The following is an 11,828-nucleotide window of genomic DNA, read 5'->3' on the forward strand; positions in this document are numbered from 1 at the left end:
GCGCCCCTTGCCGTCCCGCTGCGTCGTGCGCCTTGCGCGCGCATAGACTCGACGCCATGGCGCCGAAGACGGTGACGGGAGCGGAGCTCGAGCTCGACGACGGGCCGGCCCGCGAGGCCGAGCTGTTCCTCGTCGACGGCAACAACCTCGCCTACCGGGCCTTCTTCGCGCTCCCCGAGGAGCTGGCGACGAGCGACGGGATGCCGACGAACGCGCTGCTCGGCTTCGGCAACATGCTCTTCAAGCTGCTGTCGGACTACCGCCCGCGGGGTGTCGCGGTCGCGTGGGATACGCGCCCGACCCACCGCGTCGAGATCTCCGAGACGTACAAGGAGGGCCGGAAGCCGATGCCGGACCTCCTGCGCGAGCAGTTCCCCTACTTCCGTCCCATCGTGGAGGCGTTCGGCTACCGCAACCTCGAGTTCGAGGGCTGGGAGGCGGACGACGTGATCGCGACGATCGCGACCCGTGCCGACGAGGCCGCCATCAGGACGTGCGTCGTCTCCACCGACCGGGATGCGTTCCAGCTCTGCTCGCGCAACGTCTGCCTGATGATGACGCCGCGGGGCGTCTCCGACGTCCACGTCTACACGCCCGAGCGCGTCGAGCTCCGCTACGGCGTGCGACCCGACCAGGTGCCCGACTTCATCGGCCTCAAGGGCGACAGCTCCGACAACATCCCCGGCATCCCGGGCATCGGCGACAAGACCGCCGGCCAGCTGATCGCGCAGTATGGCTCGCTCGAGGAGGTGATCGCGCACGCCGACGAGCTCTCGCCCGCGCGCGCGAAGGCCGTGCGCGACCACGCCGACCAGGCGCGCGCGTCGAAGCTGCTCGCGACGATGCGCCGCGATCTCCCCCTCGACGTCGATCCCGCCGCCCTCGTCGCCGGCGCGCCCGACCGCTCGCAGCTGAAGGAGATGTTCCGCCGCTTCGAGTTCCGGGCGCTCCTCAACCGCGTCGACGAGCTCGACGCCGCCGTGCCGGCGGCCGCGCAGCCGAGGCCCGGGGGCCAGGCCGTGCCGTGGAGCGAGGGCGAGCTCGGGCAGGCTCGCGGGCGCGTCGGCGTCGCGCTCGAGGGCGGCCGCATCGCGGTCGCGAGCGAGGCCGGGGTCGTCGTCTTCGACTGGGACCCGGCGCGGGCGCCGCAGCTGCGCGACGCCGAGATCGTCGGCCACGACGTGAAGGCGCTGCACCTGCCGTTCGCTCCCGCCGACGACACGATGATCGCCGCCTACCTGATCGAGCCCGGCCGCTCGGCCTACCTCCTCGACGACCTTGCCGCCGAGTACGGCGTCGAGCTCGTGCCGGAACCTGCCGCCGAGGAGGAGACGGCGGCGCTCGTCCGCCACGCCGAGGCGACGCGACGGCTTGCCGGGCCGATGCGCGAGCGGCTCGTCGAGCGCGGCTCGCTGCAGCTGTACGAGAAGGTCGAGCTGCCTCTGACCACGGTGCTGTCGGCGATGGAGGAGGCCGGCGTCAAGATCGACACGTACCGCATGGGGGAGATCACGGCGCGACTCGCCGACCGCGTCGAGGAGCTGGAAGCGCGGGCGGCCGAGCTCGCGGGCGAGGAGTTCGTGCTCGGGTCGACGCAGCAGGTGGCCAGGATCCTGTTCGACAAGCTCGGCCTCGCGCCCGGGCGGAAGGGCAAGACCGGGTACTCGACCGACAGCCGCGTGCTGCGCGGCCTCCGTGGCGAGCACGAGATCGTCGCGGTGATCGAGGAGTGGCGTGAGTACTCGAAGCTGCTCAACACCTACCTGGGGCCGCTGCCGTCGCTCATCTCCGAGCGCGACGGGCGGCTGCACACGACGTTCAACCAGACGGTCGCCGCGACCGGCCGGCTGTCGACGTCGAACCCGAACCTGCAGGCGATCCCGGTGCGCACCGGCATCGGCCGCCAGATCCGCTCGGCGTTCGTCGCCGAGGAGGGGCACCGCCTCGTCTCTGCCGACTACAGCCAGGTCGAGCTGCGCATCCTCGCGCACGTCTCCGGCGAGCCGGCGCTGCGGGAGGCGTTCGCGCGCGGCGAGGACATCCACACGGCGACGGCGGCCGAGGTGCTCGGCAAGGATCCCGCGACGCTCACGCGCTCCGAGCGCGACATCGCCAAGATGGTCAACTTCGGGATCATCTACGGGATCTCGTCGTTCGGCCTGTCCGAGAACCTCGAGATCCCGCGCGAGCACGCGCAGGCGTACATCGACACCTATCTCGCGCGCTTCCCGCGTGTGCAGGAGTTCATCGCACGGACGATCGCGCAGGCCGCGGCCGACGGCTACGTGACGACGCTGCTCGGGCGGCGCCGTCCCATCCCCGAGCTGCGCGCGTCGAACCGGCAGACGCGCGCGCTCGGCGAGCGCCTCGCCGTCAACACCGTCATGCAGGGAAGCGCCGCCGACGTGATCAAGGTGGCGATGATCCGCGTCCACGACCGCCTGCGCGCGGAAGGCCGTGGCGCGCGCCTCGTGCTGCAGGTGCACGACGAGCTGCTGCTCGAGGTGCCCGACACCGAGGTGAGCGCCGTCAAGGAGCTCGTGCTGCGCGAGATGGTCGGCGCCCACCCGCTCGACCCGCCGCTCGCGGTCGACGTCGGCGCCGGCGACAACTGGGCCGATGCCAAGAACTAGCGATTTCGCGCAGCGAAATCGCCGCTATACTCCCCGCTCGCAATGGCCAACGACACTATCGAGAGCCCCATGTCCTCCATCGAGACACCCGTCCTCGAAGACGGCGTCTGGATCACCGGCCCCGACGGGGAGCTGATCCCGGACTACGACGCGACCTTCCCCACGATCAACGAGGGCGAGGTGGTACACGGGACCGTCGTGCGCGTCGACAAGGACGAGGTGCTCGTCGACATCGGCTACAAGTCGGAGGGCGTGATCCCGGTCTCCGAGCTCTCGATCCGCCGCTCCGTCAACCCGCTCGACGAGGTGTCGGTGGGCGAGGAGATCGACGCGCTCGTGATGACGAAGGAGGATGCCGAGGGGCGTCTCATCCTGTCGAAGAAGCGCGCCCGCTTCGAGCTCGCCTGGAAGGCGATCGAGACGGCGGCCGAGAGCGGCGAGGCGGTCACGGGCAAGGTGATCGAGGTCGTCAAGGGCGGCCTCATCCTCGATCTCGGCGTCCGCGGCTTCCTGCCGGCCTCGCTCGTGGACATCCGCCGCGTCCAGGACCTGGACGAGTTCCTCGGCAAGGAGCTCCGCTGCAAGGTGATCGAGCTCAACCGCTCGCGCAACAACGTCGTGCTCTCGCGTCGCGCCGTCCTCGAGGACGAGCGCAAGGAGATGCGCCAGGCGATCCTCGACCGGCTCAACCCCGGCGACGTGGTCGACGGCCAGATCTCCAACATCGTCGACTTCGGCGCGTTCGTCGACCTCGACGGGATGGACGGCCTCATACACATCTCGGAGCTCTCGTGGAGCCATGTCAACCATCCGTCCGAGATCCTCGAGATCGGCCAGACCGTCAAGGTCAAGGTGCTCGACATCGACCGCGAGCGCCAGCGCATCTCGCTCGGCCTCAAGCAGACGCAGTCGGATCCGTGGCAGCAGGTGCTCGAGCACTACAGCGAGAACGACGTCGTCGAGGGGCGCGTCACGAAGGTCGTCACCTTCGGCGCGTTCGTCGAGATCCTGCCCGGCGTCGAAGGCCTCGTGCACATCTCCGAGCTGGCCCAGCACCACGTCGAGAACCCGCGCGAGGTCGTCTCGCAGGGCGATCCCGTCAACGTGCTCATCCTCGAGATCGACGGCGACCGCCGCCGCCTCTCGCTCTCGCTGAAACGGGTCGAGGAGGGCGCCGAGCCGCTGCCGCGCGCCGACGGCGGCGAGTCGGTGCACCTGACCCCGAACCTCCGGCTCTCCGAGGAGGCGTTCCCCACGAGCGGCGCCGTGACGGGCGATGACGCGGTCGCGCTGGCCGGGGCCGGTGAGGCGGAGATCGCCGAGGGCGCGGTCGCCGTCGTGAGCGACGCTCCCGCCGCGGCGGACGAGGCGGGCGCCGCGGAAGGGGACGCAGCCGCGATCGAGGCGCCGGCAACCACCGCAGCGGCCGCCGACGAGCCGGTCGCCGACGAGCCGGTCGCCGACCCCGACACGGCCGACGAGCCCGCCTAGCGCCTTGTCCCGCCCGGTCGCGGTCGCGATCACGGGCGGCATCGGCGCGGGCAAGAGCTCCGCGCTCGCCGCCTTCCGCGCCCACGGCGCGGCGACGGTCTCGAGCGACGAGATCGTGCACCATCTGCTCGCGCGGGACGACGACGTCAAGACCGCGCTCGTCCGGCGCCTCGGCGAGTCGATCCTCGGCGAGGACGGGCGCCCGGACCGCGCGCGCATCGCGCGGGTGGTGTTCGACGACGCCGAGGCGCTCGCGTTCCTCGAAGCGCTCCTGCACCCGCTCGTCTCGCGCGAGTACCTGCAGTGGCGGGAGCAGCTCGCCACGGTCGAGCCGGCCCCGAAGGTGTGCGTCACCGAGGTGCCGCTGCTGTACGAGTCGGGCGGCGAGGCGCGCTTCGACAAGGTCGTCGTGATCACCGCGCCGCGCAAGCTGCGGGAGCAGCGCCGGCACGCGCCGCTCGACAACAGGGACGCACGCCTGATCGACGATCGCGAGAAGGTCAAGCGGGCCGACTTCCACTACGTCAACACCGGCACGTTCGAGGATCTCGACGCCTTCGTCGCGGGCGTCATGGCGGAGTTGACGAACGACGACCCGTGAGGCGCCTGCTCGTCGTCGCCGCCGTCACGGCCGCCCTCGGCGGCATGGCGCTCGTCGCTCTGCGCTCCGAGCCGGAGCTCATACAGCGGCTCCGCTACCCGCTGCGCTACGAGCAGATCGTGCGCACCCATTCGCGCAACTACGACCTCGACCCGTCGCTGCTCGCCGCCGTCATCTACACGGAGAGCAAGTTCGACGCGGGCGCGACGTCGGGGGCCGGCGCGATCGGCCTCATGCAGCTGCTTCCCGGCACCGCGCAGGGCATCGCGCTCCGCACCGGCGGCAAGCACTTCACGGTCGAGGATCTCTACGTCCCGGAGATCAACGTGCGCTACGGCTCGTGGTACCTGCGCACCCTGCTGAGGCGCTACGGCGACGAGCGCACGGCCCTTGCCGCCTACCACGCGGGCCAGGGGAACGTCGACCGCTGGCGCCGCCGCGGGCTCGACATCCAGTTCCCCGAGACCAGGGACTATGTCGCCAAGGTCGAGCGCGTCAAGAAGGTGTACGCGTCCGCCTACGCCGCCGAGCTGGGGGTGCGATAGCGCTGCCGGCGAGCGCGACGAGCACGCCGGGCGCGAGCGTGTCGAAACCGAGCGCGCGCTGCGCCACGATGCCGTCGAACACCGTGCCCGTGAAGCGCCCGATCGTCTCGGGCCCCCCGGCGCCGGTCGTGGCAGGCGCTCGCTGCGGCTCGTGTCAGGCAGGTGCCCGCGGCGCGTCCTCGAGCATGTGGCGCCAGAGGTTGTCGAGCATCCGCCTGACCGGCCAGAAGGTCGCCGAGCCGCCGAAGTCGAGCGCTCCCGCGGAGAACACGCGCGCCCCGGCCGCCGTCTCGTAGTAGGTCATCTCGGCATTCAGCCCCGGCCCGAACAGGCTCGGGATCAGGGCCAGCACCTTCGTGCCGGGCGGCGAGTCGGGCGTCGTCATGTCGATCTCGATGCCGTAGCCGCCGACCGTATCGCCGAGCGTCGACCCGTTGGCGAGGCCGGTGCCCTCGAACAGCCAGGGGGCCGCCTCCGCCGCGACGACGGAGAACGGCCCCTGCTTGCCGCCGCCGTCGTTGGCGCGGTACTGCACGCCGCACAGCCGTGCCTCGGGCCGGCCGAGATCGCGCCAGAGCTTCACCCGGCGCATGAGGTCGCCCTGCTTCTCGACCTTCCAGAAGAAGTTGTTCGCCGACAGGAAGATCAGCCGGCCGCCGAGATCGCGGAAGCGCTCGACGACGTCGTATGCGTGCTCGCTGACGTACTCGCTGTGACCGGGGAAGACGACGAGGTCGTAGAGGCGCCGCAGGTCGTCGCCGGACGCGAACGCCTCGAGGTCGTCGTCGGCGAGCATGTCCGGCCTGCGATCCGTCCACTGCAGCCACTTCAGGTAGCCGAGGTCGTAGCGCTTGTAGCGCGGCGGCACGCCCCGGTCGCGGTAGGGGCGCGTGAGGTCGACCGCGGGGCTGCCGCCTGCGTACCACGTGTCGCCCCAGCCGTCCCCGTCTCGGTCGTAGAGGTTGTAGGCCTGCCACGTGTTCGTGGGCAGGACGACCGCCTCGCGGGTCGCGCCGAGCGTCTTCGGGCGCAGGACGAACGGCGCGAAGCCGACGCGGCCGTCGTCGGCCTGCAGCCGGGCGGCGTAGAGCCCGCTCGCCCAGCCCTCGCCGCCCTGGACCGTGATCGTCACCGGGCCCGAGCGCTTGCCCGCCCAGTCGAGGCGGGCGGGATCTCCCATCGGGACGCCCGTCATCTCGTCGCCGCGATCGGTGCTCACCGCCTCCGCGCCGCAGTGCAGGAACGTGAGCATCAGCGCGGGAGCGTCGGCGAAGATCGTCAGCGCCATCGGCTCGCCGGGGCTGTACGAGCGCCGTGCGAACGCGGCCTCGACGCCCAGCACGCGCACGACCGGCGCGCGTTGCCGGTCGGCCGACAGCGGGCGCCGCCCGCCGAGCACCTTCCGTGCGCGTCCGGACTCCTCGATCGTGAGGCGCATCACGTACGAGCCGACCGGCGTTCCCGCAGTCGGCGTCCACGTCAGCCGGTGTGCGCCGGCGCCGAGGACGGCCTCCTGCTGCCAGGCCACGGCGCTCGAGCGCAGCGCCGTCCGCACCGCCTCGAGCCGGACGGTGGCGCGTCTGCGCAGCCGGAACGCGACGGCGACGGTGCCGCCTCCCTCGCTGCCCGGCGCGACCGTGGCGAACAGCTCACGGTCGCCGGCGTAGCGCCGGCCCAGGTTGCGGACCGAGAGCCGCTGCAGGGACGGGGCCAGCGCGCGGGCGCCGAGCGCCGCGCGCGGCGCGAGCGCGACGCCCACGAGCGCGGCTGCGACGCCGCCGAGCAGGCCGCGGCGGGTCGTGGCAGGCACGGGGGAACTGTATCCCGGACGCAGGGGCCTACGGGGCGCTGAGCCTGTTCCAGAGGTTGTCGAGCATGCGCGAGACCGACGGCAGCAGCGCCGTTCCGCCGAAGTCGATCGTGCCGGCGGCGAACACTCTTGCTCCCGCCGGCGTCTCGTAGTAGGTCATCTGCGCGGTGAAGCCGGGGCCGTAGAGATCCCGGATCTCGGCCAGGACGATCGTGCCGGGCGGGCTGGCCGCTGTCGTCGCGTCGATCTCGATCCCGTAGCCGCCGAGCTCCTCTCCGAAGGTGGAACCCGTCGCCAGGCCCGTGCCCTGGAACAGCCACGGCGCAGCCTCGGCGCCGCGGACGACGTACGGCCGCTGCATCCTGCCGTCGTCGTTGGCGCGGTACTGGACGCCGATCAGCGCCGACTCGGGGCGGCCGAGGTCACGCCACCTGCGAACGCGCCGCAGCACGCCCCCGGAGCGTCGCACCTGCCAGAAGAAGTTGTTCGCCGACAGGAACATGAGGTTGCCGCCGAGATCGCGGTAGCGCTGCACGACGTCGACCTCCTTCGGCGTCACGTACTCGGTGTGGCCGCCGAAGACGACGAGGTCGTAGAGGCGGGCGAGCGTGTCGCCGCTGTCGAGCACCTCGAGATCCGTCTCGGTCAGGTAGTCGGGCTGCTTGCCGCGCTGGGCGAGCCAGCGCAGGAAGCCGAGGTCGTATTTGCGGTACTGAGGCGGCACGCCGCGGCGCAGGAACGCGCGGCCGAGGCGGACGGTGCTCTGCGCTCCCTTCGCATACCACGTGTCGCCCCAGCCGTTGCCGTCCTCGTCGCGGAAGTTGTACGCCTGCCACGTGTTGGTCGGGATGACCACCGCGACGCGCGTCGACCCGAGCTGGGCGGGGCGGACGACGAAGGGCGCGAAGCCGATGCGACCATCGGGCGCCGTCAGCCTGGCGAAGTAGACGCCCGACGCCCACGGCCCGATCGGGACGGGCAGGGTCGTCGGGCCGTCGAGGCTCGACCACGGCAGGGTCACCGGGTCGCCGAGCGGGACGCCGTTCATGAACGTGTCGTCGTAGGTCGGCACGTCCTCGGGCCCGGCGCGGAAGAGCTGGAGGTCGAGCGAGGGCGCGTCGGTCTCGACGCGCAGCATCGCCGTCTCTCCGGGCGCGTAGCTCTCGCGCGTGAAGCCGGCGTCGACGCCGAGCACGCGCACGACGGGCGATGCCGGCCGCCGTCCGGTCTCGGCGTTCGTGGCACCGTAGGCGCGCCGGTTGCCTGCCTCGTCGACCACGTCGAGCAGCACGAGGTACGTCCTCGGCGGCGTGCCCGGCGGCGGGAACCAGGTGAACGCGTGCCGGCCGGGCCCGAGCGTGGCCGTCTTCTCGTACACGGTCGTGGGCGAGCTGAGCGTGCGCGTGACGCGGAAGCGCACCGTTGCGCGCTCGCCGAGCGTGAAGCCCACCTTGGCGGCGTCGCGCAGGCGGTCGCCGTTCGGCGAGATCGTGGTGAGGAGCGCGCCGTCTCCGTGGAACGGGCGTGCCGAGCGCGTGTACGCGCGCAGGCGGCGGAGCTGCGGCGCAACCGTGTCGACCCGCAGCGGCCGGGCGGCGAGCACGCGCCCCGTGCCGGGCTCGACGACCTCGATCTCGTAGCGCCCGTCGCCGAGGCGGGAGCCGTTCAGCCTCCCGTGCCAGCGCAGCGAGAGGAAGCGGCGGGGCTGCGGCGCCGCGAGCCACCCGAGTGGTCGTCCGCGCTGGACGAGTCGCACGCCGACGCGCAGCGGCCGCTCGAGCGTCACCTCGACCCGGACGCTTCGGGCCCCCCGCGGCGAGAAGGCCTCCTTCGAGAGCGAGAGCGTATCTGCGCCGGCGGCGGCGGGCGCCGCCGGGAGCAGCGCGACGGCGAGGAGGAGAAGGAGGAGACGGCCCATCAGCGCGGCATCGTAGACGCCGCGCCGGGGCGGCTAGGCTTCGTCGGTGCCCGACCTGCGCGTCACGGCCGCCTACCGGCCCACGGGAGACCAGCCGAAGGCGATCGCGGAGCTGACGGCGTCGCTGCGGGCAGGCAACCGCTTCCAGACCTTGCTCGGCGCCACCGGCACCGGCAAGACGGCGACGATGGCATGGATCATCGAGCAGCTGCAGCGGCCGGCGCTCGTGATCGCGCACAACAAGACGCTCGCCGCGCAGCTCTGCAACGAGTTTCGGGAGTTCTTCCCCGACAACGCCGTCGAGTACTTCGTCTCCTACTACGACTACTACCAGCCCGAGGCGTACGTCCCGCAGGCCGACCTCTACATCGAGAAGGACTCGTCCCGCAACGACGACATCGACCGGCTGCGCCACGCCGCCACCTCGTCGCTGCTCTCCCGCCGCGACGTCGTCATCGTCGCGTCCGTCTCCTGCATCTACGGCCTCGGCTCGCCGGAGGAGTACGAGAAGCGCGTCGTCATCCTGCACGTGGGCGAGCAGCACGATCGCGACGCGCTGCTGCGCAAGCTCGTCGACACCCAGTACGTGCGCAACGACACGCTGCTCGGGCGCGGGCGCTTCCGCGTCAAGGGCGACGTGATCGAGGTGCAGCCGGCGTACGCCGAGACCGCCTATCGCATCTCGATGTTCGGCGACGAGGTGGAGCAGATCACGCATTTCGACCCGCTCACGGGCGAGGTGTACGCCAAGCTCGACACGCTCACCCTGTTCCCGGCGACGCAGTACGTGACCTCGAAGCCCACGATCGAGGCGGCGATGGACGGCATCAGGGCCGAGCTCGACGCGCAGATCGCGAGGTTCGAGTCGGAGGGCCGCATGCTGGAGGCGCACCGGATCCGCCAGCGCACCGAGTACGACATGGAGATGATGAAGGAGCTCGGCTTCTGCAACGGCATCGAGAACTACTCGCGCATCCTCGAGGGCAGGCCTCCCGGCTCGGCACCGAGCACGCTGCTCGACTATTTCCCGTCCGATTTCGTCTGCTTCATCGACGAGTCGCACCAGACGGTGCCGCAGATCGGCGGCATGTACGAGGGCGACCGCTCGCGCAAGCAGACGCTCGTCGACTTCGGCTTCCGGCTTCCGTCGGCGCTCGACAACCGGCCGCTGCGCTTCGACGAGTTCCTGCAGAAGGTCGGGCAGGCGGTGTTCGTGTCGGCGACGCCGGGCGCGTACGAGCTGCGGGAGTCGGCGGTGGTGTCGGAGCAGCTGATCCGGCCGACGGGGATCGTCGATCCGGAGGTGGAGGTGCGCGCGACGCGCAACCAGATCGACGATCTGCTGGGTGAGATCCGGCGCCGCGAGGAGATGGGCGAGCGGGTGCTGGTGACGACGCTGACGAAGAAGATGTCGGAGGATCTGACGGACTACCTGCTCGAGGCGGGGGTCAAGGCGCGCTATCTCCATTCGGAGATCGACACGCTGGAGCGGATCCAGGTCATTCGCGAGCTGCGCCTCGGCGAGTACGACGTGCTCGTCGGGGTGAACCTGCTCCGTGAGGGGTTGGACCTGCCGGAGGTGTCGCTGGTGGCGATCCTCGACGCCGACAAGGAGGGGTTCCTGCGCGGGAAGACCGCGCTGCTGCAGACGATCGGCCGCGCGGCGCGGAACGTGAACGGCAGGGTCGTGTTGTATGCCGACAAGGTGACGGAGGCGATCGAGGGCGCGCTCGGCGAGACGAACCGCCGCCGTGCGACGCAGCTCGCCTACAACGCCGAGCACGGGATCACGCCGGAGAGCATCAGCAAGGGCGTGTCGGACATCGCGGAGTTCCTCTCGCTGGAGTCGCCGACGGTGCCGGGTCGCCGACGGCGTGGCAAGGCGAAGGTGGAGGGGATGGACCGTGGCGAGATGGAGAAGCTCGTGATCACGCTCGAGGAGGAGATGTTCGCGGCCGCGGAGGAGCTCCGCTTCGAGTACGCCGCCAAGCTGCGCGACGAGATCAAGGAGCTGCGGCGCGAGCTGCAGGCGCTGGCCGAGACTCGTTGAACCTTTACAGCAGATCTTCTACCAGCACGCCATGGCACTGAACATCAAGAGGCGCTGAACATCAAGAGGCACTGAACATCAAGAATCCCGAGGCCGAGCACCTGGCGGCCGGGTGGCGCAGATGGCCGGGGAGTCGAAGACCACGGCGATCACCGTTGCCCTACGGGAGCGACGCGACCGTCGTCGTGCACGAGAGACCCAGGAGGAGCGGGCGGCAAGGACCCGCAGGGTCTTCGAGGGGGAGAGATCTGGCCACTCGTGCCGGAGAGCGAGCGCGGCCGGCCGCCGCGTACGAAGGCGGAGCGCGAGGAGATTCTCGGCATCGGTCCGGACGGCTGGTGATCGTCGACTCGTCGGCGCTGATCGCGGTCGTCAGCTACGGCAAGGGGCGGCATGCGGCCGGGCTGAGCCTCGGCGACTGCCTCACCTACGCGATCGCGAAGGTCGCCGATGATCCACTCCTCTGCCTCGGAGACGACTTCGCGCAGACCGACCTCGAGCTCGCGTAGGCGAGAGCGCGCTCGCCCGCCCGAGGAGGGGCGAGACAGACGGCGGCCGGCCTCGTCCCATGTGCAGGAACGTCAAGCAGCGCCGAGCGGTCTCGACGAGCCGGCCCCGCGGGAGCTCGACGTCCTCCGCCTCGTTGCCCGCGGCCACTCCAACGCCGGGATCGCCGCCGAGCTGTTCGTCGAGTCGTCGGCCGTCAAGTCCCTTGTCGCGCGCATCCTCGCGAAGCTCGGTCTCCGCGAGCGCGTCCAGGCCGTCGTCGCCGCGTACGAG

The 11,828-nt window shown here is 71.2% G+C and carries 8 protein-coding genes and 1 pseudogene; 7 read left to right on the forward strand and 2 right to left on the reverse strand.

All coding sequences use genetic code 11. From position 1 onward, the window contains the following. The first annotated feature begins 56 nt into the window (after positions 1–56). The 4 genes from Gocc_RS13990 to Gocc_RS14005 are packed head-to-tail and all read left to right on the forward strand — an operon-like array spanning position 57 to position 5,270. Positions 57–2,633: a DNA polymerase I gene (locus tag Gocc_RS13990; protein ID WP_114797193.1), complete on the forward strand. Its 2,577-nt coding sequence runs from the start codon at positions 57–59 to the stop codon at positions 2,631–2,633. A 42-nt stretch (positions 2,634–2,675) separates the two neighbouring features. After that, positions 2,676–4,124 (forward strand): 30S ribosomal protein S1, encoded by a 1,449-nt coding sequence (gene rpsA / locus Gocc_RS13995; RefSeq protein WP_220150645.1) that lies wholly within the window; start codon positions 2,676–2,678, stop codon positions 4,122–4,124. A gap of 4 nt (positions 4,125–4,128) precedes the next feature. Then, on the forward strand, positions 4,129–4,725 hold the full coding sequence (gene coaE, locus Gocc_RS14000; RefSeq protein ID WP_114797195.1) for a dephospho-CoA kinase: 597 nt from the start codon (positions 4,129–4,131) through the stop codon (positions 4,723–4,725). Then, positions 4,722–5,270, forward strand: coding sequence for a lytic transglycosylase domain-containing protein (locus Gocc_RS14005; protein WP_220150646.1), 549 nt, complete (start codon positions 4,722–4,724; stop codon positions 5,268–5,270). Before coaE ends, Gocc_RS14005 begins: the two co-directional genes overlap by 4 nt. A gap of 154 nt (positions 5,271–5,424) precedes the next feature. Here the strand turns inward: Gocc_RS14005 and Gocc_RS14010 are convergent, their stop codons facing one another. Then, a complete protein-coding gene (locus Gocc_RS14010) occupies positions 5,425–7,080 on the reverse strand; it encodes a N,N-dimethylformamidase beta subunit family domain-containing protein (RefSeq protein ID WP_114797196.1) in 1,656 nt (551 codons plus the stop codon). A gap of 28 nt (positions 7,081–7,108) precedes the next feature. After that, positions 7,109–8,998 (reverse strand): N,N-dimethylformamidase beta subunit family domain-containing protein, encoded by a 1,890-nt coding sequence (locus Gocc_RS14015; RefSeq protein ID WP_114797197.1) that lies wholly within the window; start codon positions 8,996–8,998, stop codon positions 7,109–7,111. A gap of 46 nt (positions 8,999–9,044) precedes the next feature. Here Gocc_RS14015 and uvrB point away from each other — a divergent pair, with 46 nt between their 5' ends. The 3 genes and pseudogenes from uvrB to Gocc_RS17165 all read left to right on the forward strand — a co-directional run. Further along, complete coding sequence (gene uvrB, locus Gocc_RS14020) at positions 9,045–11,048, forward strand: excinuclease ABC subunit UvrB (RefSeq protein ID WP_114797198.1); 2,004 nt, start codon at positions 9,045–9,047, stop codon at positions 11,046–11,048. Positions 11,049–11,386: 338 nt separating this feature from the next. Further along, positions 11,387–11,557, forward strand: a complete 171-nt coding sequence (locus Gocc_RS14030) for a type II toxin-antitoxin system VapC family toxin (protein ID WP_181813705.1) — start codon at positions 11,387–11,389, stop codon at positions 11,555–11,557. Then, positions 11,499–11,810: pseudogene (locus tag Gocc_RS17165) on the forward strand (response regulator transcription factor); the annotation flags it as partial. The gene Gocc_RS14030 and the pseudogene Gocc_RS17165, both read left to right, overlap by 59 nt. Positions 11,811–11,828 lie beyond the last annotated feature (18 nt).

This window comes from Gaiella occulta, from assembly GCF_003351045.1.
Classification (GTDB): Bacteria; Actinomycetota; Thermoleophilia; order Gaiellales; family Gaiellaceae; genus Gaiella; species Gaiella occulta.

Coding starts and splice junctions, on each gene's coding strand:
- rpsA (WP_220150645.1), top strand. CDS start 2,676: ATGGCCAACGACACTATCGAGAGCCCCATGTCCTCCATCGAGACACCC.
- Gocc_RS14015 (WP_114797197.1), bottom strand. CDS start 8,998: ATGGGCCGTCTCCTCCTTCTCCTCCTCGCCGTCGCGCTGCTCCCGGCG.
- Gocc_RS13990 (WP_114797193.1), top strand. CDS start 57: ATGGCGCCGAAGACGGTGACGGGAGCGGAGCTCGAGCTCGACGACGGG.